Origin of the sequence: Noviherbaspirillum sedimenti (assembly GCF_003590835.1) — a bacterium.
Classification (GTDB): Bacteria; Pseudomonadota; Gammaproteobacteria; order Burkholderiales; family Burkholderiaceae_D; genus Paucimonas; species Paucimonas sedimenti.
In genome coordinates this window covers 3,604,463-3,630,133 of sequence record NZ_QYUQ01000002.1, presented here as the reverse complement: position 1 = coordinate 3,630,133, position 25,671 = coordinate 3,604,463, and the positions used below count along the sequence as shown (strand labels likewise).

At 61.0% G+C, this 25,671-nt stretch carries 26 protein-coding genes and 2 pseudogenes; 4 read left to right on the top strand and 24 right to left on the bottom strand.

From position 1 onward, the window contains the following. The first annotated feature begins 9 nt into the window (after positions 1-9). The 4 genes and pseudogenes from D3878_RS16895 (at position 10) to D3878_RS16880 (ending at position 3,288) form a co-directional block, all read left to right on the top strand. Positions 10-807, top strand: coding sequence for an exodeoxyribonuclease III (locus D3878_RS16895; protein WP_119786544.1), 798 nt, complete (start codon positions 10-12; stop codon positions 805-807). A 119-nt stretch (positions 808-926) separates the two neighbouring features. After that, the gene (locus tag D3878_RS16890; protein WP_119786543.1) at positions 927-1,310 is read left to right on the top strand and encodes a globin family protein; all 384 of its coding nucleotides are present in this window, start codon (positions 927-929) and stop codon (positions 1,308-1,310) included. Continuing rightward, positions 1,289-1,900, top strand: a pseudogene (locus D3878_RS16885) (IS5 family transposase); the annotation flags it as partial. The gene D3878_RS16890 and the pseudogene D3878_RS16885, both read left to right, overlap by 22 nt. 305 nt (positions 1,901-2,205) lie before the next feature. Then, on the top strand, positions 2,206-3,288 hold the full coding sequence (locus tag D3878_RS16880) for a substrate-binding domain-containing protein (RefSeq protein WP_119786542.1): 1,083 nt from the start codon (positions 2,206-2,208) through the stop codon (positions 3,286-3,288). Positions 3,289-3,334: 46 nt separating this feature from the next. Here D3878_RS16880 and D3878_RS16875 read toward each other — a convergent pair whose 3' ends face one another. The 24 genes and pseudogenes from D3878_RS16875 to metX all read right to left on the bottom strand — a co-directional run bounded on the left by D3878_RS16875 (position 3,335) and on the right by metX (position 25,661). Next, complete coding sequence (locus D3878_RS16875; protein ID WP_199688193.1) at positions 3,335-5,128, bottom strand: ABC transporter ATP-binding protein; 1,794 nt, start codon at positions 5,126-5,128, stop codon at positions 3,335-3,337. Between the two features lie 7 nt (positions 5,129-5,135). Next, complete coding sequence (locus tag D3878_RS16870) at positions 5,136-6,131, bottom strand: ABC transporter permease (RefSeq protein WP_199688192.1); 996 nt, start codon at positions 6,129-6,131, stop codon at positions 5,136-5,138. Between the two features lie 147 nt (positions 6,132-6,278). Further along, positions 6,279-7,685 carry a CmpA/NrtA family ABC transporter substrate-binding protein gene (locus D3878_RS16865; protein WP_119786540.1) on the bottom strand — a complete coding sequence of 469 codons (1,407 nt, stop codon included), beginning with the start codon at positions 7,683-7,685 and terminating at the stop codon, positions 6,279-6,281. Between the two features lie 142 nt (positions 7,686-7,827). Beyond that, positions 7,828-8,865: a tetratricopeptide repeat protein gene (locus tag D3878_RS16860; protein WP_119786539.1), complete on the bottom strand. Its 1,038-nt coding sequence runs from the start codon at positions 8,863-8,865 to the stop codon at positions 7,828-7,830. Beyond that, positions 8,862-9,311 carry a cytochrome c-type biogenesis protein gene (locus D3878_RS16855; RefSeq protein ID WP_119786538.1) on the bottom strand — a complete coding sequence of 150 codons (450 nt, stop codon included), beginning with the start codon at positions 9,309-9,311 and terminating at the stop codon, positions 8,862-8,864. Before D3878_RS16855 ends, D3878_RS16860 begins: the two co-directional genes overlap by 4 nt. 1 nt (position 9,312) lies before the next feature. Beyond that, entirely contained in the window at positions 9,313-9,876 is a 564-nt protein-coding gene (locus D3878_RS16850; RefSeq protein WP_199688191.1) for a DsbE family thiol:disulfide interchange protein, read from the bottom strand. Beyond that, a complete protein-coding gene (locus D3878_RS16845) occupies positions 9,873-11,858 on the bottom strand; it encodes a heme lyase CcmF/NrfE family subunit (RefSeq protein ID WP_119786536.1) in 1,986 nt (661 codons plus the stop codon). The genes D3878_RS16850 and D3878_RS16845 overlap by 4 nt, the downstream gene beginning before the upstream one ends. Then, a complete protein-coding gene (gene ccmE / locus D3878_RS16840) occupies positions 11,855-12,313 on the bottom strand; it encodes a cytochrome c maturation protein CcmE (protein WP_119786535.1) in 459 nt (152 codons plus the stop codon). The genes D3878_RS16845 and ccmE overlap by 4 nt, the downstream gene beginning before the upstream one ends. Then, positions 12,313-12,504 carry a heme exporter protein CcmD gene (gene ccmD / locus D3878_RS16835; RefSeq protein WP_199688190.1) on the bottom strand — a complete coding sequence of 64 codons (192 nt, stop codon included), beginning with the start codon at positions 12,502-12,504 and terminating at the stop codon, positions 12,313-12,315. The genes ccmE and ccmD overlap by 1 nt, the downstream gene beginning before the upstream one ends. A gap of 47 nt (positions 12,505-12,551) precedes the next feature. Continuing rightward, positions 12,552-13,289 (bottom strand): heme ABC transporter permease CcmC, encoded by a 738-nt coding sequence (gene ccmC, locus D3878_RS16830; protein WP_119786534.1) that lies wholly within the window; start codon positions 13,287-13,289, stop codon positions 12,552-12,554. Next, positions 13,289-13,960 carry a heme exporter protein CcmB gene (ccmB, locus tag D3878_RS16825; protein ID WP_119786533.1) on the bottom strand — a complete coding sequence of 224 codons (672 nt, stop codon included), beginning with the start codon at positions 13,958-13,960 and terminating at the stop codon, positions 13,289-13,291. Before ccmB ends, ccmC begins: the two co-directional genes overlap by 1 nt. Next, positions 13,936-14,613 (bottom strand): cytochrome c biogenesis heme-transporting ATPase CcmA, encoded by a 678-nt coding sequence (ccmA, locus tag D3878_RS16820; RefSeq protein ID WP_119786532.1) that lies wholly within the window; start codon positions 14,611-14,613, stop codon positions 13,936-13,938. The genes ccmB and ccmA overlap by 25 nt, the downstream gene beginning before the upstream one ends. Before the next feature lie 55 nt (positions 14,614-14,668). Beyond that, positions 14,669-15,034, bottom strand: coding sequence for a globin family protein (locus D3878_RS16815; RefSeq protein ID WP_199688189.1), 366 nt, complete (start codon positions 15,032-15,034; stop codon positions 14,669-14,671). An 11-nt stretch (positions 15,035-15,045) separates the two neighbouring features. After that, positions 15,046-15,399, bottom strand: coding sequence for a c-type cytochrome (locus D3878_RS16810; RefSeq protein ID WP_119786531.1), 354 nt, complete (start codon positions 15,397-15,399; stop codon positions 15,046-15,048). Positions 15,400-15,403: 4 nt separating this feature from the next. Further along, on the bottom strand, positions 15,404-15,979 hold the full coding sequence (locus D3878_RS16805; RefSeq protein ID WP_119786530.1) for a Tll0287-like domain-containing protein: 576 nt from the start codon (positions 15,977-15,979) through the stop codon (positions 15,404-15,406). A 54-nt stretch (positions 15,980-16,033) separates the two neighbouring features. Continuing rightward, complete coding sequence (locus D3878_RS16800; protein ID WP_119786529.1) at positions 16,034-17,455, bottom strand: ammonia-forming cytochrome c nitrite reductase subunit c552; 1,422 nt, start codon at positions 17,453-17,455, stop codon at positions 16,034-16,036. Positions 17,456-17,467: 12 nt separating this feature from the next. Further along, positions 17,468-19,441 (bottom strand): FAD-dependent oxidoreductase, encoded by a 1,974-nt coding sequence (locus tag D3878_RS16795; protein ID WP_119786528.1) that lies wholly within the window; start codon positions 19,439-19,441, stop codon positions 17,468-17,470. A gap of 637 nt (positions 19,442-20,078) precedes the next feature. Beyond that, positions 20,079-20,714: pseudogene (locus tag D3878_RS16785) on the bottom strand (integrase core domain-containing protein); the annotation flags it as partial. 175 nt (positions 20,715-20,889) lie between these two features. Beyond that, a complete protein-coding gene (locus D3878_RS24665; protein ID WP_274381914.1) occupies positions 20,890-21,018 on the bottom strand; it encodes a hypothetical protein in 129 nt (42 codons plus the stop codon). 195 nt (positions 21,019-21,213) lie between these two features. Then, positions 21,214-21,603: an HD-GYP domain-containing protein gene (locus D3878_RS24405; RefSeq protein WP_420799583.1), complete on the bottom strand. Its 390-nt coding sequence runs from the start codon at positions 21,601-21,603 to the stop codon at positions 21,214-21,216. Further along, on the bottom strand, positions 21,600-22,520 hold the full coding sequence (locus D3878_RS16775) for a M48 family metallopeptidase (RefSeq protein ID WP_233556367.1): 921 nt from the start codon (positions 22,518-22,520) through the stop codon (positions 21,600-21,602). The genes D3878_RS24405 and D3878_RS16775 overlap by 4 nt, the downstream gene beginning before the upstream one ends. Beyond that, positions 22,504-23,898, bottom strand: coding sequence for an AmpG family muropeptide MFS transporter (locus D3878_RS16770; protein ID WP_199688188.1), 1,395 nt, complete (start codon positions 23,896-23,898; stop codon positions 22,504-22,506). The genes D3878_RS16775 and D3878_RS16770 overlap by 17 nt, the downstream gene beginning before the upstream one ends. Before the next feature lie 9 nt (positions 23,899-23,907). Next, entirely contained in the window at positions 23,908-24,516 is a 609-nt protein-coding gene (gene metW / locus D3878_RS16765; protein WP_119786526.1) for a methionine biosynthesis protein MetW, read from the bottom strand. Then, entirely contained in the window at positions 24,513-25,661 is a 1,149-nt protein-coding gene (gene metX, locus D3878_RS16760; protein ID WP_119786525.1) for a homoserine O-succinyltransferase MetX, read from the bottom strand. Before metX ends, metW begins: the two co-directional genes overlap by 4 nt. Positions 25,662-25,671 lie beyond the last annotated feature (10 nt).

Below are 25,671 nucleotides of genomic sequence, written 5' to 3'. Positions count from 1 at the left end.
ATATTTCCGATGATCAAGATTATTTCAGCCAACCTGAATGGCATCCGCTCGGCAGCCAAAAAGGGATTTTTCGACTGGATGGCGGCACAACAGGCCGATTTCGTCTGCGTGCAGGAATTGAAGGCGCAGGCAGGCGACATGACCGAGGCTTTCCTCACGCCACCGGGTTACGTCGGCCATTTCCACTATGCCGAGAAAAAAGGCTATTCCGGCACCGGCGTGTATAGCCGCACGCAGCCGGATGCAGTGATCACCGGTTTCGGCGTACCCGAGTTCGATGCCGAAGGGCGTTACGTGCAATGCGATTTCGGCAACTTGTCGGTGGTGTCGGTGTATTGCCCCTCCGGCTCGTCCAGCCCCGAACGGCAACTGGCCAAGTTCCGCTTCATGGAAGCCTTCCTGCCCCATCTGGCGGCCTTGCGCGCCAGCGGGCGCGAAGTGGTGATTTGCGGCGACTGGAATATCGCCCATCAGGAAATCGACCTGAAGAACTGGAAAAGCAACCAGAAAAATTCCGGCTTCCTGCCGGAAGAACGCGCATGGCTCTCCCGCGTGTTCGACGAAGTGGGCCTGGTCGATGCCTATCGCCTGCTGCATCCGGCAACCACCGGCGACGCCTATACGTGGTGGAGCAACCGCGGCCAGGCCTGGGCCAAGAATGTCGGCTGGCGTATTGACTACCATGTTGCAACAGAAAATATTGCAGCAAGTGCCAGGCAAGCCGCCATTTACAAGGAAGAACGCTTTTCCGACCATGCACCACTTACCCTCCATTACGACTGGCACATCCAGGCGCTACCGGCATAATCAGCTATCGCGCTGCTGCCGATCCGGCAACAGCGTGTGCCCGCTTTCTTGTTTCAAAACATAAAAGATTTGCAACCGCCGCAAGGAATGCTTAAGTCCACGCTCGCATCGAAGTACCGATGCACCTTGTCTTTCGCGGCGCGCGCCGCCTGAAAGAAAAATTCCATGACCTGCTGCAAGCCGAGCCGATGTTCGATGGCCGGCAGCAGTTCGACGCCACACGACTGCTTTCCGGTCTGATCGACTTGTCCATGGAAATCATGAGCTATGCCTACGCCAGTTCGCATGACCGCAACTCCCGCGCCGCAGAAGCCTACCGGCTGTTCTCGGTGGTGCAGAATGTTTCCACCAAACGCGAGCGCCAGCGTGCCGCGCTGCTTGACTGGGAAAACCGGCTGATGTTCGAGCTTGCGGTCGGCCTTGAGGCATCCCAGTTGCCGCACATCGGCGCGGCCGAGTTCGGCCTGTGGTTCCGCCACAAGGGGGCGGACGCCCTCCAATAGGACTGGCGCGCATGCTGCGCATGTACGTGGCCCAGCAGTGTTTTGGTTTGTCTGACGAAGGCATTGAAGACGCCATCTACGACAGCCAGGCGATCCGCGGCTTCGTTGGCATCGACCTCAATCGCGAGTCGGCGCCTGACGCGACCACCTTGCTCAAGTTCCGCCGTCTGCTCGAAACGAATGAACTGACACGCAAGATCTTCGACGCGATCAACGGGCACTTGGCAGAGAAAGGTTTGATGATGCGCGATGGTACCATCGTCGATACCACGCTGATCGCCTCACCTCCCCCGCCCAAAAATAAAGACAAGAAGCGCGCCCCTGAAATGCACCAGTCGAAGAAGGGCAATGACTGGCATTTCGGCATGAAGGCGTACATCGGTGTGGACGCTTCGTCGGGCCTCGTGCACACCTTGATCGGCACCGCCGGCAACGTCTCGGACGTGACGCAAGCGCACGCGCTGCTGCACGGCGATGAAGTCGCGGCACTCGGTGACGCGGGCTATCAAGGCGTGGAAAAGCGTAAAGAGAATCTTCATAAAACAGTGACCTGGCACGTGGCGATGTCGCGCTCCAAACGTAAGGCGCTGCCGAAGAACAAGCTGGGATGCATGAGCGAAAAACTCGAATAAACCTCTTCCCCATCTGATCATCACGAATTCCGGCTGCCGGAAAATTCCGGCGATACTTGACCTCGGCTATCGAGCAAGAAACCTCAATTGTTCAGCATTTCCCTAATTCAGCATTTCCCTAAATATGCCATGTCTCGCTCCTTATTTACGTGAACAAGATTTATATAAAATATGCTTTCAATTACATATTTTGTTATTATCATTTATCTTCTTACGAAGACTGGCACCACAATATTGATTAACAAATAGACTATTTCAGCATAATGTATAAAGTTAAAGTTAATCCGCATTGGGAAATCACCCGCGATGCAGAGTTGCCTCTGGATACCGCAGCTTTGCTTGGATTGCTCACGTCGATACAGAACACTGGATCGATCTCGCAGGCAGCCCAAGCGGTCGGCCTGTCTTATCGTTACGCGTGGGGGTTACTGCGCGATGGGGAAAAACTTTTTGGCGATACGTTGATGGACAAGGGCCGCGGGCGCGGGACAACCTTGACGCCATTGGCGGAAAAATTGATATGGGCTGACCGTCGAGTCGCGGCGCGTTTATCGCCAATACTGGAAAGTTTATCCTCCGAGCTGGAAAGAGAGCTAAACAAGACGGCTGCGGGGAAGTCCAAGACGGTACGCTTGCATGCCAGCCATGGTTTTGCGGTCGCAGCCCTCTTAAACGCCATTAATGACGCCAAACTGCCGATTGAACTTAGGTACCGGAACAGCACGGATGCAGTGGCCGCCTTATCGCGACGGGAGTGTGATTTGGCCGGATTCCATGTGCCTTTGGGTGATTTTGAGCGTCCTGCAGTAGCGCTTTATACCCGATGGCTCAACCCAAAAACGCACTGCCTGATTCATCTCGCAGTACGCAATCAAGGGTTGTTCGTGGCCCCCGGTAATCCGAAAGGCATTCGTGGACTGCATGACTTGACCAGGAACGGCGTACGCTTCGTGAATCGCCAAGTCGGTTCGGGTACGCGAATGCTGTTGGAACTGATGCTGGCAGGCGCATCCCTCTCGCCGAATGACATCGATGGATTTGAAAGCGCCGAATTCACGCACTCCGCCGTCGCCGCCTACATCGCGAGCGGCATGGCGGAGGTGGGATTCGGCGTGCAAACGGCAGCACAGCGTTTCGGGCTGGATTTCATCCCGTTGGTGCGCGAACGATACTTTTTTGCGCTACCGGTTGCGGCATTGGATGATCCGTTAATCCAGCAAGTCATCGGTATCCTGCAATCTGCCTCTTTCCGTGAAGTGGTGAATGGACTTGCCGGATATGACGCGTCCGATACCGGCAAGATATTGTCGTTAGCAGATGCGTTTGGCAGCGCTGGGGGAAATTAATTCTGCGCCCATCAAATCAAGATCACCAGCTTGTTTACTGCTACGCCTAAGCATGATCACACTCATTCAGGAAGCTGAGTAGTTGCTCCCGCAGATTATAGTAATCCGGATGTTCCAGCAGCATCTTCCGTGTCCGTGGGCGCGGTAGCTTGACTTCCATGACTTTGCCGACCTTGGCGCGCGGGCCATTGGTCATCATGATGACGCGGTCGGCCAGCAGGATTGCTTCATCTACATCGTGTGTGACCATGATGGCGGTCAGCTTGGTACGGGTCCACACTTCCATCAATACTTCCTGCAAGTCCCAGCGCGTGAGCGAATCGAGCATGCCGAACGGCTCGTCCAGCAATAGCAGTTTGGGTGACAGCGCAAACGCCCGGGCGATGCCCACCCGCTGCCGCATGCCGTTCGACAGTTCAAACGCCTTTTTCTGCGCAGCATGCGACAGACCAACACGTTCCAGATAATGCTCAATGATGTTGTTGCGTTCTTTCTTGCTGGCGTGCGGGAACACTTTCTCCACGGCCAGGCCGACGTTCTGGTAAGCCGTCAGCCAGGGGACCAGGCTGGGTGCCTGGAACACGATGCCGCGGTCCGGCCCGGCTGTAGACACCTCTCTGCTGTCGAGGAAAATGCCGCCCTCGCTGATGTCGGTCAGGCCGGCAATCATCGAAAGCACAGTCGATTTTCCGCAGCCGGAATGGCCGATGATGGAAACGAATTCGCCCTTGCGAATCTTCAGGTCAAATTCTTCGACCACTTTGATCGGCCCCTTGCGGCTCGGATACACCTTCGAGACTTTGGAGAACTCGACGTAACGCGCAAGGTGCATCGAATTTTTCTCTGGCGTAGCATCCGGCTTGAATGCCTTCTGATATTCGTTGCTGGTATTCGGAATGACCTTGGGCAGGCTGATCAGCTTGTCGTCGGCACTGGCATTTTTCTGCGCTCCGACATCCATCAGGTATTCCGTGACTTCCTTGCGGATTTTCTTGAAGTCTTCCGAATGATTCATGCCTGCACGATCGCGTGGCCGTGCCAGAGTCACGGGAAATTCCGGCCCGAAGGTGGCGCCGGGTCCGGGATTCAGTGGGATGATCCGATCGGCCATCATGATGCCCTCATCCACATCGTTGGTGATCAGAACGACGGTCTTCTTTTCCTGGCTCCAGATGCGGATGATTTCGTCCTGCAGTTTTGCACGGGTGAGTGCATCCAGTGCGCTCAGCGGTTCATCCAGCAACAGGATGTCCGGATTAGCGGCCAAGGCGCGGGCCACGGCGACGCGTTGACGCATGCCGCCTGACAGTTCAGCTGGGCGCTTTTCCATCGCTTGGGTCAGATTGACCATGGCAATGTATTTTTCAGCTTGCGCCTTGCGTTCCGTCTTGGACAGATTTTTGAAAACCTGATCCACGGCCAGGGCGACGTTTTCACGCACGGTCATCCATGGCATCAGGGAATAGCTCTGGAATACCACACCGCGGTCCGGCCCAGGCCCGGCTATCGGCTGACCATTGCGCAGCACAGCGCCGGAGTCGGGAGTGATCAAGCCGGCCATCAGCGAAATCAGTGTAGTCTTGCCGCTGCCCGAGAAACCGACGATAGCAACGAATTCGCCTTCCTTGATCTGCAGATTGATGTTTTGCAAAACCGGTGTGATATGGGCGCCAGTGCCGTATGACTTGCTCAGGTTTTTGAGTTCCAGGCAAGGCCCGCCAAGCACGAGGGTGGGCTGCTCCAATGCCGGCCCTTTCTGCGCGGACTCTACCGCAGCGATATTTTCGGCATTCACCAAAGAAGAAGGTGCGGAAATTTTTAAGGGGGATGCAATCATCATCGTCCTTTCAATGCGCCCGGTCGCCGAAGCTCACCAGTTGCTGCAGGGTGTGCATGACGCGATCGAGCAGGAAGCCGACGAAGCCGATGGTGAACACCGCCACCATGATGCGTCCGAGGGAGTTGGAACTGCCGTTTTGGAACTCGTCCCACACGAACTTGCCCAGGCCTGGGTTCTGCGCCAGCATCTCGGCGGCAATCAGCACCATCCAGCCCACGCCGAGCGACAGGCGCAGGCCGGTGAAGATCAACTGCAGCGAAGAAGGCAACACGATCTTCATGACCTTGGTGGTCCAGTGCAGACGCAGCACTTTGGACACGTTGATCAGGTCCTTGTCGATCGACGACACGCCGAGCGCCGTGTTGATCAGCGTCGGCCACAGCGAGCACAACATCACCGTGATGGCCGACGTGATGAACGATTTCTGAAACCAGGCGTCATCGGAGCTGACGTAAACCGCACTGACAACCAGCGTGACGATTGGCAGCCACGCGAGGGGGGAGACCGGCCGGAAGATCTGGATCAGCGGGTTGAGCCCGATCTGCATGGTGCGCGAGAGGCCGCAGAGGATGCCCAGCGGCACCGCGATCAGGGTGGCCAGCGCGAAGCCGGTGAATACGGTGTAGAGGCTGGTGAATATCTGGTCGAAGTAGGTCGGCTTGCCCGTCCAGCCGCGAATCGAGACTTGGGCCTTGGGATCTTCGGCCAGTAGTTGCGCATTACGACCTTGCTGGCGTTTATAAAACTCAGCCGCCTTGTTGCGCTCGTTGTAGTGCTCGTCGATGAGCCCTTTTGCTTCTACCGCCACTTGCGCTGGTCCGGGGAGTGTACCCAAACTGGTCTGGATGCCGGAAGCCAGCACGCTCCACACCACCAGGAATAACATGAAAGCCAGGACCGGGACACCGATCTGCAGCATGATCTCTTTCATCTGCTGGCGCGGATTTTCACCGGCCATCAGCCGCACGAAGGGAACAAACCATGTCAGTCCTGTCTTGTCCAAAAAAATTGCCGTTTGGTTAAGCATTGCAGTCCACTTATTTGTTTAGCCGATAAAAAATCGATGGCGCCGGCGTCGTTGCCGGTGCGGCGGCAGGCGCAAATCGCGTTTGCCTGCCGCCTTACCGATGTGCGTTACTTCATTTCGTCATTACTTTGCTTTTTCACTGCCCTTCAAGCCAATCTTGAAACTGTCAATATAGGCGTTGGGTTTGCGGCCGTCGAAGGCGATGCCGTCGATGAACTTGGTGTGCTGCACCGGACGGAAGCCGGTATGCTTGCTGAAATCGGGAAAGTCGGCCGCGGTCATCTTGCCTTCTGCGATCAGCTCCTTTGCCGCCAGCTGATAGATGTCGGCGCGATAGACTTGCTTGGCAATTTCCAGGTACCAGCTATCCGGCTTGGCTTCCGGGATTTGGCCCCAGCGTCGCATCTGCGTCAGGTACCAGACTGCATCCGACTGAAACGGATAGGTCGCGTGATAGCGGAAGAACACATTGAAATCCGCGGCCGGACGCTTGTCGCCTTTTTCATATTCGAAGGTGCCGGTCATGCTGTTGGCGAGAACAGCCATGTCGGCGCCGACATAGTTCGGCTTCGAAATGATCTTCACCGCTTCCATGCGGTTGGCGCCGTTGTTCGCATCCAGCCACTTGCCGGCACGGATTAGCGCCTTGACGACCGCGATGTGGGTTCTCGGATTCTTCTCTGCCCATGCCTTGGTCACGCCGAACACCTTCTCGGAGACATTGTTGCGGATGTCGTAGTTGGTCACGACCGGTACGCCGATGCCCTTGAACACTGCCTGCTGGTTCCACGGTTCGCCCACGCAGTAGCCGTGGATGGTGCCCGACTCCAGCGTCGCTGGCATCTGCGGCGGCGGCGTGACCGAAATCAGTACGTCGGCGTTAATCTGGCCGGTGACGTCGCCCTTATCCGGTGCATAGAATCCGGGATGGATCCCGCCGGCTGCCAGCCAGTAGCGCAATTCATAGTTGTGCGTGGATACCGGGAATACCATGCCCATCTTGAAAGGCATACCCTTGTCGCGGAAGCCTTGAATTACCGGCTTGAGCGCGTCAGCCTTGATCGGATGCACCGGCTTGCCTTTTTCCATCGGGACCGCCTTTTTCATCTGCCCCCAGACATCGTTGGAGACGGTGCAGGCATTGCCGTTCAAATCCATGGTAAAGGCGGTGATGACGTCGGCTTTGGTGCCGAAGCCGATGGTGGCGCCAAGTGGTTGGCCGGACAGCATGTGGGCGCCGTCCAGTTCGCCAGAGATCACGCGGTCGAGCAAGACTTTCCAGTTGGCTTGCGCTTCCAGCGTAACGAACAAACCTTCCTGCTCGAAGTAGCCTTTTTCATAGGCAACCGCCAGCGGCACCATGTCGGTGAGTTTGATAAAGCCGAACTTGAGTTCGGGCTTTTCGACTTTCGGCGCTGCCAGCACCGGGGCGCTCAGGAATTGGCATGCGAGTGCACATGCCACCATTGCAGTTTGTACGAACTTCGCAACTCGGAAAGGCAAAGCCTTGCTTGTTAGCTTATGTTTCATGGACAGTTACTCTCTGTTAAAAAAATCTGTTTGGCCGCGCTGCCGCGGCCCTCCGCTACGCCGCACAAATTTTATTTATGCTCGAAGCTCACTGGTAAAATGCCGCGAGATTGCGGGATTACCAACGCCCATAGCGTCACCGTCATTTCCTGACCGTCTCGATCAACAGCTGAATGCCGGCAGCGCCCACCTCCACTTGTACCGCCCCGCTTTCCAGGTCGCCCGGCCGCCCGATTGCCTGGCCGGACCGCGAGATTCGCGCGACGACCATCGCATTTTTCAAGTCACCCAGACGCGCGCCGCCCATTACCGCCATGCTCTCGTCCAGCGTGAACGCCACCGGCCAGCGTCCAGGCGCTGCCTTGAAGACGGCCAGCGGCATCGGCGGCCCTTGCAGCCCGCGTGCGAACACGTAGAGCGTGTCGGTGCCGCCCACCGATTTTTGCAATTCGGGAGCAATCGCTACGGTGCCGGAAATCTGCCTCTTGCTGTCCGTAACAGCCGCACCGCTCGCCAGCTGCGCACGCGCTTCGGCCATGTCGGCCTGCAGACGGCGCATCTCTTCGGAATCGGCCGGCAGCAATGGCGCCAGGCGCGTCCAGTAAACAATCGCCTCGGTAGGCCGGCGGTCATTGAAGGCGAAGCTGCCCGCCAGCCTCAGCGACTTCACATGTTGCGCATCAAGCGCCAGCGCGCGTTCGACCGCTTTCTGCGCCTGCGCGTCAAAAGCGCCGCCCTTCTGCGCGGTGCGCGCATCGGCATAATCGGCCAGTTGCGGCGCTGCGGGCGCCTTCAGCGCGAATGCGCGTTCGAACGCCGGCACCGCCTCATCGAAACGGGCTGCGGCGTAGTAGGAACGCGCCAGCAAGACCGCGGCATCGGCATCCTCCGGCTGTTGCTGCAGGTGCGCTTCAAGACGTTTGATCAGTTCCGGAATCGTTGCGTGATGCGGCGCTGCCCCGGACCCGGTGCCGGATTGCTGTGCGATCAGGTCGGGCCGGCCAACAGCGAGATATACCGCCAGCGCCAGCAGCGATATGGCGAGCCCGGCCAATAGCGGAACCCGGCGCGCCACGCCTTTTTCAGCGGCAATACCTGCCAGCGTCGGCTGCAGTACGGTCAGCAGCGCACCAATGGTCAGGGCGATGGCAAATGCCCAGAATACCTGCGCCGCCGTCATGCACTGCCCTCCTCGCGACTGGCAGCTTCACCAGCCTGCCCCCGCGCCTGCCAGCCGGCCGCATGCCGGTAAAGCATCACCATCCCCAGCAGCATGATCAAGAACGGGCCGAGCCACAACAGCCAGGTCGTGGGCTGCAGCGGCGGGCTGTACAGCACGAAATCCCCGTAGCGCTGCGCCATGAACTCGGTCACATCGCGTTCGCTTTTTCCTGCACGCAGCATGGCGGCAATTTCACCTCGCAAATCGACCGCCAGGCTGGCGCTGGAATCGGCCAGCGACTGATTCTGGCACACCACGCAACGCAGATCGGCGGCCAGCATCATCACTCGTGCCTGCAGTGCCTGCTCAGCATCGGCCGGCGCCAGATCGGCGCCGATCGTATTGCCCAGCACACCAGCCAGCAAAGTGCCGAGTACGCACCACCAGCGCACACTTCGTTTCATGTCATCCTCCTGTTTCACTGTTTGCCCGTGCCGCCTGCGGCTCGTTCTCGAGCGCCACCAACATCGGCAGCAACTTGTTGCGTACGAATTCCTCGGTCAGCGGACCGACATGCTTGTGGCGTACCACACCGCGCCGGTCGATCACGAAGGTTTCCGGAACGCCATACACGCCGTAGTCGATGCCGACCCGGCCGTCGGCATCGAACAGGCTGGAGCGATACGGATTGCCGTGCCGCGTCAGCCAGGCGGACGCATCTTCGCGTCCGTCCTTGTAATCCAGTCCGTAGATCGGCGTCCGGGCCGTGCGCGACAGCTGCATCAGGATCGGATGCTCTTCGCGGCAGGCGCCGCACCACGATGCCCAGACGTTGAGCACCCAAACCCGTCCGCGCAGATCGGCAGGCGTCAGGGTTTGCTGCGGCGCGTCCAGCAACGGCAGGCTGAACGCCGGCGCGCTCTTGCCGATCAAGGACGACGGCAGGTCGCGCGAGCGCGGCGCAAGCCCGAGGGCGAGCAGGAGCAAGAACGCGATGAAAATTGCAGCAGGAACAAACCGTCGCATCATTCCACCCCCAGATTCAGCGGCGCCGCAGCCACCGGCGTGGCGTCAGACGCAGTGCGCATCCGATAGCGGCGGTCGCCGAGCGCAAGCAAGCCGCCGCACGCCATCAGCAGGCAGCCGGCCCAGATCCAGCTGATAAACGGCTTGTGGTAAAGCCGCAGAATCCAGGCGCCGTCGGGCAATTCTTCGCCGAGCGCAACATACAGGTCGCGCGTCAGGCCGGGATCGATCGCCGCCTCGGTCATCACGCTGCGCTGGACCGGATAGAAGCGCTTTTCCGGCTGCAGCAATGTCACCGGCTGGCCATCCCGCGTCACCGAAATGCTGGCGCGGCGCGCCTGGTAATTGTCGCGCGCCAGCGTTTCCACCGCGTCAAACCGGAAGCGGTAACCGCGCAATTCGAGTGCATCTCCAACCGCCATGCGCGCCGTGCGTTCGCTGGCATAACCGCCGACCATGGTGACCCCGACAATCAACACGACGATACCGAAATGGGCGAGCAACATGCCGTGATACGCCAGCGGCTGGGCAGCCAGGCTGCGCCACGCGCCAAGCCCGTGCCGGTGCCGCACGCTGTCGGCCGCGCTCGCGATCAGCGCACAGGTGAGCCAGCCGGCCAGTGCCAGGCCGAGGCTGCTGCCGATGCTCGATGCGCCCAGCAGATAGGGCGTGACCAGGCCGAAGGCAAGCGCTGCGAACAGCGCCCACTTCAGGCGGCGTTTCAGATCCGGCAGCGAGCCCTGCTTCCAGCGCATCAGCGGTCCCACGCCCATCAGAAATAGCATCGGCGCCATCAGCGGCACGAACACCGCCTCGAAATACGGTGCGCCGACCGATATCTTCGCCAGGCCAAAGCTGTCGAGCGCCAGCGGATAGACCGTGCCGAGCAAAACGGAGGCGGTTGCCACTGACAGGAACACGTTGTTCAGCATCAGCAATCCCTCGCGCGAGAATGGCGCGAAGCTCGAATTGCTCGCCAGGCGTCCCCTGCGCCACGCGTACAGGCAGAGTGCGCCACCGATGATGAATGCGAACAATGCCAGCAGGAACACGCCGCGTCCGGGATCGGCGGCGAAGGCATGCACCGAGGTCAGCACGCCGGAGCGCACCAGGAAAGTGCCGAGCAGGCTCAGGCCAAAGGCAGCAATCGCCAGCAACAGGGTCCAGCCGGCGAAGACGCCGCGTTTTTCCGTGACCGCCAGCGAATGCATGAGCGCGGTGGCAAGCAGCCATGGCATGAAGGAAGCATTCTCGACCGGATCCCAGAACCACCAGCCGCCCCAGCCCAGTTCGTAATAAGCCCAGGCACTGCCGAGGGCGATGCCGAGCGTCAGAAACAGCCAGGCGCCGATGGTCCATGGCCGGCACCAGCGCGCCCAGTGTGAATCGATGCGCCCGGTCAAAAGCGCGGCCACTGCGAAGGCAAACGGCACCGCCAGGCCGACATAGCCGATGTACAGCATCGGCGGGTGGATCACCAGCCCGGGGTCCTGCAGCAGCGGATTGAGGTCGCCGCCGTCCGGCGGTGCCGGCCACAGGCGCTCGAACGGATTCGAGGTGAACAGCATGAAGCACAAAAATCCGCTTGAGACGATGCCGAGAATGGCCAGTACGCGCGATGAAAAAACCAGCGGCAAGCTGTCGCTGCGCCAGCTCACCAGCGCCGACCAGGCTGCCAACAGCAACGTCCACAGCAGCAGCGATCCCTCATGGCCGCCCCAGGCTGCGGCGAATCGATAGATCGCCGGCAGGCCACTGTTGGAATGGTTTGCGACATAGCGCACCGAGAAGTCGTTGCCAAGCAAGACCGCCAACAGGCAGACAAACGCCAGCGCAAGAAACAGCGCCTGCGCGCGTGCGGCGGCGTGCGCGGTGCGCATCCAGCCATCGACGCCACGCGTCGCCCCCAACAGCGGCAGCGCCGCCTGCAGCAGAGCCAGCACGAGCGCCAGCGCCAGGCACCATTGACCGAGTTCGGCAATCATCTGGCCCCGCCTTTCCGTGCCGCTTCGGCGGCCTTGAGCGATGCAGCGACTTCCGGCGGCATGTATTTTTCATCGTGCTTGGCCAGCACTTCTTCGGCTGCGAAGGTGCCGTTGCCGTTCATGCGGCCGAACGCCACCGCGCCCTGTCCTTCGCCGAACAGGTCGGGCAGCATGCCGCGGTAGACCACCGGCACCCGGTTCGCCGTATCGGTCAGTATGAAGGATGCCTCCAGCCCGTTCGGAGCGCGCCGCAGGCTGCCGCGCTCGACCATGCCGCCAAGCCGGAACGCCTTGTCGCGCGGACCGTCGCCTGCCGTAATCTGGCTCGGCGAAAAGAAGAACACCATATTGCTGCGAAAGGCCTGCAGGATCAGCGCTGTTGCCGCCGCCAGCAGCAGCAATCCGGCGGCGATCATGGCCAGGCGTCGCGCGCGCTCCTTGTTGAGAATTTTCATCAGATACCCCGGCGACCTTCCAGCCGCATGGCGGGCGCGGCAGTGTGAACCTGGCCAAGGCTGCGCCGCGTCGCCGCGCTGCAGCGCCGCACCAGCACCACTTCCAGCGCGAACAGCAGTGCTGTCATGCCATACGCGCCCCAGACAAAGGCACCCTGGCCACCCATCGATAGGAATTCATTCAGGCTCATCGTTTTCTCCTTGCTGTTGATTGCATTTATCCGAGTCCGGTTCGGTTTCAGTCGCCTGCACCCTGCGAGCACCACCGGCGCCGGGCCTCGCCGCGGGCGATCAGGCAGCGCACGCGCGCCAGTGCGACCGCGATCGCATACATCCAGAAAGAAAATGTCATGCTCAGCATGGCGACGACCATGATGCCGGCCATTTGCGGCGCTTCGGATAGATTGACTGAAGCACCCTGATGCAGCGTATTCCACCAGGTCACGGAAAAATAGATGACAGGCAGGTTGATCAATCCGACCAGTGCCAGCACGCCGCCGGCTCTGGCTGCGCGCCGCGGATCGTCGATTGCCGCCTGCAGCGCGATGAAGCCGAGATAAAGAAACAGCAGCAGCAACTCGGACGTCAGGCGCGCGTCCCACACCCAGTACGTGCCCCAGGTCGGCTTGCCCCACAGTGCGCCGCTCCACAGTGTCAGAAAGGTAAACAGCGCACCGCTCGGCGCCAGCGCGTTTGCCATCAACGACGACAGGCGAGTGCCGAACACCAGGCCGAGCCCGGCGTAGACGGCCATTACCACGTAGATGAACATCGACATCCAGGCGGCTGCAACATGGATGAACAGAATGCGGTACACCTCGCCCTGGCGGAAATCGGGCGGCGCCGCCACCAGCCCAAGGTACAGTGCAATCACGCCGGACACCGCAGCGGCGGCGGCAAACCACGGCACGAGACGCCCGGCAAGCGGATAAAAGACTAGCGGTGCGGCATATTTCCAGATATTCCAAGTACGCATCAGGCAGACTCCAATCCGATTCTGAGTGCCGCGGCGGTGGCCCACGGCGTCGACACAACGGCAATCAGCAGGCATGCTGCCAACAGCGACAGATTCGCCTGCAATTCCACCGGCGTGGTGGCAGCGGCAACGCCGCTGCCGAAGATCAATACCGGCGCCGCCAGTGGCAGCACCAGCAAGGCCAGCAGCGGGCCGCCGCGCTGCAGCGATAGCGTCAGCGCGGCGGCGATTGCCGCGACCAGGCACAGCGTTGGCGTGCCGAGCAGCAATGACAATGTCAGTTGCACCAGTTCGCTGTTCGGTACGCCAAGCTGGATGCCGAGCAGCGGCGTCAGCAACACTAGCGGCAGCCCCGCCCCCAGCCAGAAACCCGCGACCTTGCCCAGCACCATCAAGGGCAGCGATTGCGGTGCGAGCACGATCAATTCCAGGCTGCCGTCACGGAAGTCGGATTCGAACAAGCGCTCCATGCCAAGCAGCGTCGCCAGCAGCGCGGCGACCCAGATCGCGCCGGGCGCCAGCCGCGCCAGAAACATCCGTTCCGGGCCGACCGCCAGCGGAAACAGGCTGACTGCTGCGATGAAGAAGCCGAGCGGGGTCAGCACCGCCGACGGGCGCCGCCATGCCAGCAGCAGCTCGCGTGCGATCAGATTGCCAACGGGAGCAAGCATGCCGCCTCCTGTTCCATGCGATGTGCGATTGCCGGGATGGCGAGTTCGCGCAGCCGTTCGGCCGGCAGCCGCAAGGGGTGATGATTGGCAAACACCAGCATGCCGCCACGACTCAGGTGCTGGTCGCACAGGTTCTCGAACATGCGGATGCTGGCCTGGTCGAGCGCGGTCGTCGGCTCGTCGAGCAGCCACAGTTGTGGAGCGCCAACCAGCACGCGTGCCAGCGCTATGCGCCGCTGCTGACCCTGCGACAGCAACCCGGCCACGGTGTGCGCGGCGCCGGCCATTCCGACCTTTGCGAGCGCATCCAGCAAGCCCTCCTCATCCGACCGGTAAGCATGCAGAACAGCAACATCGCGCAGGTTCTCCAGCGCAGTCAATTCCGCCTTCAGGCCGTTGCGGTGCCCGAGATACGAGCAGTCGGGCAGCCGCCTGCCGGCCGGCACCGCATACCCGTTCCATCGGATCTGGCCAGACTCCGGACACAGCAAGCCGGCCAGGATCCGCAGCAGCGTGGACTTGCCACTGCCGTTGGGTCCGGTGACATGGACTGCCTGCCCGGGCTCCACGCGCAGATCCAGGCCGATGAAAACCGGCCGGTCCCCGCGCGCAGCGGTCAGTGACGCTGCCTCCAGCATGACCTCGGTGCTCATGAATCAGGCCGCGGCAGCCGCAGCAGCGTCTTTCATGGCGCCGGCCAGGATCAGGTTAGGCGGTGGTCCAGGCTTGCTCCACTTCATCGGTAAAGGCATCCCCCAGGCCGGCGCCCAGCGTCCACAGCAGGGCGCCGGCAACGGTATCGTAATCCTTGTCCTTGACGTCATAGGCGACGTGGCGTTTGCCGAGGTCCTGTACGGCGGGAACGATATCGCCGAGCTGATCCAGTTTCATGACAACGGTATTGATCATTGCCATCAGCTTGCGCCCCTGTTCGACGATGTCGCCCTTGAACATCGGCTTCAGCGATGGGTCCATTTCGAACAGCTTGCCGTAGAACAGTTCGGCGGCCTTTTCCTTGATCGGCACCACCTTTTGCCAGGAGGTTTGTACGAGAGTGATTTGTAGCGGTGTCATGGAATACTCCTTTATTTGACTATTGCGATCATGTAATCAACTGCTGCCTTCACTTCCTCGTCACTCAGCTTGTCGTTGCCGCCGCGTGGCGGCATCATTGTGCTTTGCGGGCCGAAGAAGCCCTTTAACGCATGCCGATACAACACCTCTTTTCCCTTGGCCAGGCGCGGCCGCCAGGCGTTCCGGTCATGCACCGGCGGCGCATCCGCCACGCCGGTGGCATGGCAGGCCTTGCAGGTGCCGAGCCAGACTTCGCGGCCCTTGACCAGATGCGGATCGGCAAAGTTCGGGAACCTGGCGTCGGCCGCGGCCGGCTTCGCCAACAGCGCCGCGCCGGCAAGAACGATCCACAAGGCGGCTTTCATCGGCTTACTTGCTGATCGGGATGCGCAGCACCACGCCGCCCATCACGTCGCCGATCTTGAAATCGGTACGCGGGCTGTCCTTGTGGTCGTTGTGACAAGTGACGCAGGCCGGCGCAATCGCCGTATCGGCATACACCGCCGTGAAGTAGGTTTTCTTGCCGAGCGTTTCTTCCTTGTAGAAGTTCTTCCCGGGGTTCTTGGCGACGAAGTCCAGTCCTTCCTTTTCCACCGGCGTCTTCGCCGAATTCTGCTTGTTCAACGGCCATAGCGACAGCAGCGTATAGCTGAAATTCGGCTTGCTCTTGGCCACCTCTTCGGCACCGAAACGGAACATCTGCGCCGGCAGCACCAGCGCCTTGTCATCCTTCCAGTGTTCGCTCGCCTTGATCACCTTTTCCTCGTTTTGCAGGCGGTTGACGATCAAACGGGTATACACGGTCCGGTCGGCCGCCATCACGGCGTGCAGGGCATCGGCCATTTCCTTTGGACTGATGCCGGATGCCTGCGCGGAACACGCGGCGGCGGCCAGCACCGCGCCGATTGCCAGACTGCTTGCTTTCAAATGCGCACTTCGTTTCATTTCCATCTCCTTTACGGTTGAAAAAAACACCACACACTCACGGACGGCGCGCCATCACGGTTTGTTTCGCTTGCTGCGCGTTGCCGCATCCTTTGCCACAGCCATGTCGATGCTTGGCACGTGCTGCGCCGGCATGCCTTTGAAGTTGTTGTCAATCAGTTTCTTATCTGCCAGCGCGTCGATCGAGAACCCGAGTCCATGGCAACTCATGCAGGTTGCCCGTATCATTTTTTGATTCGGCCGCAATGTGTCGTTCTGGTTATGCTGCACCACGATGCGCGCGCCGTCTTCGGTTGACATCCGCATGCGCGGCATGTGGCAGCTGGCGCATGTCACGCCTGAACCCGGCGGCGCCTGCCCGGCGATTTCCTTTTGCCACAGCGCGTAGTGCGGCGACTCCTTGTAGGCCAGCGTGTGCTTGTCGTTGTGGCAGCTCATGCACGACTCCACCGCTGCCGTCTTGGTATCGAATCGATGTGCGGAATGGCAGGATGTGCAGCCGAGTTCCTTGTGGGCGGCATCGGCTTTCATCGGCAGGCGGGCGTCGCCAGGCGTCATCGGCGTCAAGTCCTGCGCCAACCGCATGCCATGCTTGCCGGCCAAAAATCCCTTGTCCTCGGCGGCATGGCAACCCTTGCAGGCCGTCGGGTCGGTCGGACGGTCGGTCCAGTTCATGGTGCCGTCCTTGCCGTCCGAGGCATGACAGCCGCTGCAATTAACGCCTGCCTTCGCATGCGCGGTGCCGAGCCAGTCGGCCTGCAACGACGCGCTGCCGCGCTTGCCGGCCGGCGCATCCTGCTCGGTTGCCGACAGTGCCTTGAACGGATACTTCGCCGCCGGGTAGGTGCTCATCTCGCGCACTGCGGCGGCAAATTCGCGCTGCGGCAACTGCGGCTTGTCGTTCAGCTTGGCGTCCTGCGCGTGCTTGAGCAAAAAGTCTTCGTACAGCGCACGATTGTCGTGATAGTTGTGGCAGCCGGCCGCCGTGCAGCCATCGAACTTGAAATTCTTGTGATCCTGCGGCATTTCCTCCGGGCCGCTGTGGCAGTTGTAGCAGACGTCCTGCGGCTGCGTGACGCCCATCGCCAGCGCCAGGCCCGGCTTATGCTCGACGTGACAGGTGACGCACATCCGCGCATCGATCTTTTCAAGCCGGTCGGCATTGCGCGGATCGTCGAATTTGCTGGCCGGATGCGAGTCCTTGGCTTCCTTCAGATCGCTCTCGTGGCACTTGACGCACGCCTCCTGGATTGCTTCCTGGCCGGCAAACGACTTGCTGTGGCAGCTTTCGCAGGCCAGCTCGATCTGGTAATGGCCGTGCGTGGTCTGGCCTGGCAGGAAAGCCGCGCGCGCCGGTGCCAGCAGTGGATTCGTCGCCGCTTCCTTGTAGAACAGGCCCGTCGCAAAATATGCCACCATCGCCACGCTCAACACTCCCCAGTAGATCCACAGTACCCTGCGGTTTTTCTTTGCCATCGCGAGTAGGCTTTAAAAATAATAAGTTTTGAAAATGTGAAACCCGAGCAACACGGGTACTGGCCAGAACAGCAGGATGTGTATCCAGGTGCTGTTGTCGCGCCAGCGCCGTACCAGCGCCGGCGGCAGGTGATGCTCCTGCGCGATCATCAGTCCGGCAACGCCGCCGGCTAGAATCAGGCCGGAAAAGCTGGCCATCAACAGGAAATTGAGCTGGTTGCCCAGTCTGCCTCCCGTATGCACATACAGTGCTGCCAGTGCGCTCAATCCGAGCACCACGTGCAGCACGCGCCATATGGCGAAATCGCCGAAACTGATGCGCGACCAGCGCTTGCGGAAAGTGAGCAGCAAGCCGAGCACCGTCAATCCGAGCACGGAAAATCCGCTGACCTGCTTGTACAGGCTGACCAGCCACAGGTCGTCCCAGCGCCACTGCAGCTGCACCGTGTCGGCAAACGGGATGGCGGGCGCGGCCAGCATCAGCAACGCAAACGCCAGTGCCGCAGCGGCGCCACCCAACAACGGGCGATGCGCGCGCACCGGTTCGCGCACCGCTGCGCCACCGGCCAGTTCGGCCAGCAATGGCTTGCACGAACCGCATACGGTAGAGGCACGCGTGCAGGCCGCCAGCTGTTCGACCGAACGGCATCCGGCGGCCACCGCTTCGCCCAGCTGACCGCGCGTGACGCCGGTGCAGTTGCAGACGACTGCACTTGCCGGCCAGTTGACCACGCTGCTTGTTTCTTCTTCCTGCCATAGCGAGCCGGTGCGGCGGAAGCGCCACAACTGCCACGGCAGGATCCTGCGATTGCCGGTCACCGCTTCCTGCAGCCGGCGCAGGTCCTCGCACTCGCCGACTGCCATCGCGCCGATCAGACGCCCGCGCTCGACAAATACCTTGCGGTAGATGCTGGCGTTCCTGTCTTCGTAAGCTGCCGTGCTCGCCATGCCGATACCGTCGCGCTCGCCGACGCGGCCCATGCTAAACACAGGCATGTCGAGCACCTTCAGACGAGTCGCCTGGAGCGAACCGGCATAGCTGGCGTCGCCGCCGCATAGTGCATGCACGGCGACTGCCGCCTGTTCCAGGCCGGGAGCGACGATCCCGTACACCCGGTCGCGGTGCTCGGCGCATTCGCCAATCGCATAAATATACGGGTCGGATGTCTGCATGCGGTCGTTGACGCGAATGCCGCGCCCAATGCTCAGGCCGGCCCGCAGCGCCAGGTCGGTGTTTGGCCTGATGCCGGCGGCAATCACGACGGTATCGCACTCGACGGCATCGCCTCCGCGCAGGCTGATGCCGGTAACCGCGCCTGCGCCGTGCACGCGCTTGACGGCTGCGCCTGTCAATACCCTGAGCCCGCTCGCCTCGACATGCGCGCGCAACAGGTCCGACGCTTTTTGGTCCAGTTGCTGCATCATCAACCGGTCACTGTTTTCGATGACCAGCACCTCGGTGTTGAAGCGTTGCATCGCACGCGCCGCCTCCAGCCCGAGCAGGCCGCCGCCCAGCACCACCGTGCGACGGCTGCGGATACGGCGCGCGAACAGCCGCTGGGTATCGTCCATGTCACGGAATACGTAAACGTTGGCTTGGCCGATGCCCGGCACGTCGGGAATCCGCGGGCGCGATCCGGTAGCCAGCACCAGGCGGGAATAGCGCTGGGTGCGCCCTGCCGAATCCTCGATTTCCTGCTTGGCGCAATTGATCTGCAGCACAGCGCAATTGAGTCGCGCTTCGATTCCGGGACCCTGCGGCAGCGCCAGTCCCTGCGTCAGTGCCGCCCAGTCGGCCTCACCGGCCAGGAACGACGACAGGCGCACGCGGTTATACGGCTCCCACGGCTCGTCGCCATAGATCACAAGCGGAATTGACGGATCGCGCCGATGCAGATCCTGCGCAAAGCGCACGCCGACCGGGCCGGTACCGATCACGACGAGCGGCGCTTCGGCAGGTTCGACTTGCAGAATTGATTGCAGCATCACTGACACGCCTGCCCCCCTCGGCGGACAACTATCTTGTGAGGCCAAACCGGAGTGGTCCCCGGATGCCGGGATGCTCCCTTAACAAACCCCAACGCTTGTGCTGCGCCAGAAACCACATGCCATCGGAAAGCCAGGGCAAATTCACCGCGCCGTCCTGATGGAATCTCACGCAATGCGGATCTGCGCGGCTTGTCTCCATCCCGTTGCTGTAGTGACCGAGAATACGCGCGCTGATCACATTGAGCGAAGTGTTGACCGTACTTTTTGTCGAACCCAAGGATTGCCGCCATGACGACCGAAACGCGACCGGTCAGCGGCATGAAGCCGGCCTTGACCTCTTCCTTTTCCGGTTTGTCGGCGGCAGCAGCGCATGCGTCCCCGGTGGCCAGCCTGCCAAATGTATTTTCTGTCATCCCTGCCCCTTGGTTAGCGTTATGCGGCGAGTCGAATCAGCGTGACTCGGTGTCGCACCACCGTTGCCACCCGCCAATATGAGCAAATGGCATGCCAGCGCATATGCTTTATTTGGACATATTTGATGCATTTTTTTGGACGTCAGGCACAGTTTCTGTGCATAGCGCATTAAAGAAGGGAAAAATGACGCGAAGTCCAGATGGCGGGAGGCGCAAATAGGCTATTTATTTCCTATTAAAGACGTCGCCGTATACAAATCCGGCGGCACTACCTGCCGAAAGCGGAGTGGATGCGGCTGGATTTCGGCATGAAAAATGAGAGTTTTCATCGCGGCTTTCCACGCCTCCTCCTTCCCGGCAATCAAGGTTTGCATCGGTGTGCGGCCGCAGCACATCTTGCCCTGGTGGGTACGCTCCAGGTTGTAATAGTTCAGCCATTCATCCAGATCGGTTTACAGCTCTTCGATGCTCCGGTAGATTTTGCGGCGGAAGGCGACCTGGTAAAACTCCTGCAGAATCGTCTTGTGGAAGCGCTCGCAAATGCCATTGGTTTGCGGATGGCGCACTTTGGTCTTGGTATGCTCAATCTCATTCAAGGCCAGGTACAGCTGGTAGTCATGCGATTCCGGCCTGCCGCAGTAGTATTCCGTGCCGCGATCGGTCAGCATCAGGATCACACCCATGCCCTGTTCAGCAAAGAACGGCAAGACCCGGTCATTCAACAAGTCCGCTGCCGTAATGGGCGTCTTGGCGGTGTATAGCTTGGCAGCAGCCCATTTCGAATAGGTGTCGACAAAGGTCTGTTGATAGATGCGTCCCACACCCTTGATGGTGCCGACATAGAAGGTGTCGCGGGAAAAGCCCATTACCTTGCAGGCGCGGGATACGTTGCCAAGCTCGGCTGCCAGATTCAGCAGGCCGACCTTGTGTTTGATGACATTCTGAGGAACACTACGCATGGGGTTACTCCTTGGCGCATTTGTCGCATATGCATGCGAGATTGCCACGACAGAGCAAGCAACACACACGCCATCACCCCACAAAACACCAGGATGGCGTCGGCGAGGCCGTGACGGCTGCGATGCGCTTGTTGTGCGCCGGATGCGCTTCATTCAACGCCAGTGCACCCGCGGTCATCAGCAAACCGAAGACAATCAGCACGAGGGCCAATCACAATCACACGGAAGCGGCCGATGGCGTCCGACAGGCGCCCCAGCGGTCGTCAAAGGAGAGTTGAGAGTTGCTTGCCCGTGCGCCACGATACCGGCACGACCACAGCCAGGCTGGGGTCCGCGCAGGTTTTGTGACTCATCATGTTACTGGCATTTCGATATTTCTCGATTTCCTTCAGCCCTGTTACGGTTGCAATTGCAGGAGATTGGGCGAGAATTCACCACGCTGCAAGACCCGCACGCACGCATCGACGACGTCGGCATCGAGCTTGCTGCCGCGCAGGTGGGTAATTTCCGCGATCGCGGCGTCGATGCCCAGCGCCGCACGATAAGGCCGGTCCGATGACATCGATTCGACAATATCGGCCACGGTCAGGATCCTGGACTCCGCCAGGATCTGCTCGCCTTTCAAGCCGAACGGGTAGCCGCTGCCATCCAGCGACTCATGGTGCTGCACCACGATATCGGCGATCGGCCAGGGAAAGTCGATGGTCTTGAGAATGTTGTAGCCGACCAGCGGGTGCTGCTTGACCAGGGCGAATTCGGCCGCGTTCAGGCGCGCCGGCTTGGTCAGGATATCGGCGCGATATCCTTGACGTTGCTGCGGTAGGGCGGCAAAGATTTCTGCGGCACGCCCTTCGTCCTGGCATACAGCGGCATCACTGCCGGCAGTTGTTTGCGCATCTCGACGATGCGGTTCTGGCCGGCCGGATGCGAAGAAAGCCATTGCGGCGGCGCGTTCTGGCTGCTTTTTCCCATTTTTTGCCACAAGGCGACGCCGGCGCGCGGATCGTAACCGGCACGGGCGGCGATATCCAGCCCGACCACATCGGCTTCGGATTCATCGTCGCGCGAAAACTTCAGCATGGTCAGGTTCGCCCCCAGGCCGGTGGCGGCGGTGGTGAGATTGGCATCGATACCGAGGATGGCGGCCAGGCCGATGCCGGCCAGCTTGGCGCCGGCGTTGGCCAGTCCTGACTTGGCGGCGCGCTCGCGGCCGTGCTCGCGCAGGGCGTGGGCGATTTCGTGCCCCATGACGATTGCGGCTTCATCGTCGGTCAGCTGCAAGCCGTCCAGCAAGCCTGTGTAAAAAGCGATTTTCCCGCCCGGCATGCAAAAGGCATTCACGTCCTTCGAGGCAATCAGGTTGATTTCCCACTTCCACTCGGCCGCGTGCGGATTCCAGCGCACCGCATGCGGCACCAGCTTGTCGGCAATGGCGCGCAAGCGTCGCACTTGCGGGTGGCTGTCCGGCATCAGCGCGTTTTGCTGCTGCGCCTGCTGTTTCATGGCGGTGTATTGCTGGGCGGCGCTGGCTTCCAGCTGCTCTTGCGGCACCAGATTGCGCAGCGAGGACATCTTGCCGACCTGGACACCCTCGCCCGCTGCTTCCGGCTCGCGCGCCTGCGCCTGCGCCGCGCCGAGCGCGCACGCCAGCGTCAGCAGAATGGCAAGACGCCCAGGCAAGCGACATTTAGACATAGTTTGCATCAGGTTTTTCCTCGGACGATTCCAGCCTGACGCGTGGCCGCAGCCAGTAATACAGGCCGATGGCCGGCACGATGGCCAGCGTGGTGATCCAGAAATACGGCGCGTAACCCACTGCCTCGACGATGCGGCCGGAATAGAAGCCCAGCACCTTGCCCGGCAGGGTGATCAGCGAACTGAACAGCGCATACTGGGTGGCAGTATAACGCTGGTTGACCAGCGCCGACAGGTAGGCCACGGCGGTGGTGCCCAGCACGCCCTGCGCCAGGTTTTCACCGGAAATCACCAGGGTCAGCATGGCCACGTCGCCGTTGGCGCCGATCAGCCACAGGTACAGCAGATTGGAGAGCGCGCCCAGCACGATGCCTGCCAGCAGCGCACGTTCCACGCCCCAGCGCACCACCGCGACACCGCCGAGGAAGGCGCCGCCGATGCCCACCCAGATGCCGTAGACCTTGGAAATCGTGGCGATTTCCGTCTTGGTGAAGCCCTGGTCCAGGTAGAACGGTCCCATGATGCCGCCCACCAGCGCCTGGTCGGAAATCTTGAACAGCAGGATGAAGAGCAGGATCATCAGGCCCACCCGTCCGCCGAAGCGGCGGAAGAAGTCGGCAAACGGCTCGACCACGCCTTCGCGCATGCCCTGAGCCCAGCTTTGCGCATGCACGCGCAGCACTTCCGGCTCGCGCGCCAGCAGATTGGCGACGATGGGCACCAGCATGAACAGGGCCATCGCGCGGTAGACGTTGGGCCAGACGGTATGGTCGGCCAGCACCAGCGCCAGTGCGCCGGAGACGATCAGCGCAATCCGGTAGCCCAGCGAATAGGTTGCCACCAGCGCCCCCTGCGCTTCGACCGGCGCGATCTCGATGCGATAGGCATCCACCGCGATATCCAGGGTGGCCCCGGCAAAGGCCACCAGCAGGGTCAGGCCGATGAACAGACCCAGTTGCGACGGCGTCACTGAAGCCATCGCCCCCAGCCCGACCATCACCGCAACCTGCGCCAGCAGCAGCCAGCTGCGGCGCTGACCCAGCCGCCCGAGCAGCGGCAGCCGCAGGCGGTCGACCAGCGGCGCCCACAGGAACTTGAAGGAATAGGCCAGGCCCGCGCTGGCGATCATGGTGATCTCCTTTAGCGCGATGCCGTTTTCCTTCAGCCAGTAAGCCAGGGTGCCGGCCACCAGCAGGAAGGGCAGGCCGGAAGCGAAGCCAAAGAAGAACAGGGTCCAGGCCGACGGCTGCAGGAAAGCATCGCGAATGCGCCGCTTGACCCTGGCGCCGTCCTCGCCGCCCGCGCCGGCGTTGGCCGCGCTACGAGTTTGTCCCGCAGTATGATCTTGGACCTGCGGCTTCTGGACGGTAGCGGGAGTCTGGCTCATGAAGGATGCTTAATCGGTTTTTTTACGCAGGCGGAACACCGCCAGGCTGCCGCGCCAGTTTGGCATAAAGGCAACTGGCTTGCCTTCATGCAACGCGATAAATTCAAGCACTTCGAGCCCGACCCGGTTGGCAAGTTCCGCAAAATCACCGATGGTGGCAAACCGCAGGTTGGGCGTGTCATACCATTCGTAGGGCAATGACTTCGACACCGGCATGCGGCCACGGATCAGCGACAGGCGATGCGGCCAGTGGGCGAAATTGGGGAAGGAAACGATCGCTTCGCGCCCGACCCGGGTGATTTCGCGCAGCACGCCCTCGACATCCTTCGTCATTTGCAGGGCCGACAGGCACAGCACGACATCGAAGGCGTTATCTTCGAACATGGCCAATCCGGCTTCGAGGTCTTGCTGGATTACCGAGACGCCGCGCTCGATACACACGGGAATCTTGTCGTCGTCGATTTCGATGCCATAGCCATGGCAGCCCTTGTCGGTGCGCAGATGGTCGAGCATGACACCATCGCCGCAGCCGAGATCCAGCACGTGCGAGGCCGGCGCCACCCAGTGCGCGATGAAGGCCAGGTCCGGACGCAGCCGGCGCAATTCCTGAAAGTTCATGCTGCGTCTCCCGCGGCGATTTCCTGCCACACCCGATCGTAATACGTGCGCACCGTACGCAGGTAACGCGCATCCTCCAGCAGGAAGGCGTCATGCCCGTGCGGCGCATCGATTTCGGCGTAGGACACGCGGCGCTTGTTGTTGACCAGCGCCTGCACCATTTCGCGGCTGCGCACCGGCGAAAAACGCCAGTCGGTAGTAAACGACACCAGCAGGAACTGCGCCTCGGTGCCGGCCAGGGTGCGCGCGAGGTCGCCACCGAATTCGCGTGCCGGGTCGAAGTAATCCAGCGCCTTGGTGATCAGCAGATAAGTGTTGGCATCGAAGTATTCGGAGAACTTGTCGCCCTGGTAACGCAGATAGGATTCGATCTCGAAATCGATGCCGAAGCCGAACTGGTATTTGCCATCACGCAGGTCGCGGCCGAATTTTTCCGCCATGTCGTCATCCGACAGGTAGGTGATGTGGCCGATCATGCGCGCCACCCGCAGGCCGCGTTTTGGCACCACGCCGTGCGCATAGAAGTCGCCGCCATGGAAATCCGGGTCGGTCAGGATCGCCTGGCGCGCGACGTCATTGAAGGCGATGTTTTGCGCCGACAGCTTCGGCGTCGAGGCGATCACCACGCAATGGCGCAGGCGCCGCGGATAGCGCAGACTCCAGGCCAGTGCCTGCATGCCGCCCAGGGACCCGCCCATGACGGCGGCGAACTGCTCGATGCCCAGCGCATCGGCCAGGCGCGCCTGGGCATCGACCCAGTCTTCCACCGTCACGACAGGGAAGCTGGCGCCGTAAGGCTTGCCGGTGGCCGGATTGACATGCATCGGCCCGGTCGAGCCGAAACAGGAACCGAGGTTGTTGACGCCGATGACGAAAAATTTGTCGGTATCGAGCGGCTTGCCGGGGCCGACCATGTTGTCCCACCAGCCGATGCTTTTCTCGCCCTTGTCGGTCAGATAATAACCGGCGACATGGTGCGAGGCATTCAGGGCGTGACACACCAGCACGGCGTTGGTGCGGTCGGCGTTGAGCTTGCCGTAAGTTTCATACGTCAGCGAATAGTCGGCCAGCGAAGTGCCGCCCTGCAGTGGCAGCGGCTCCTTGAAATGCATAACCTGCGGCGAGACGATTCCGATGGATGTCATAGAGAAAAAT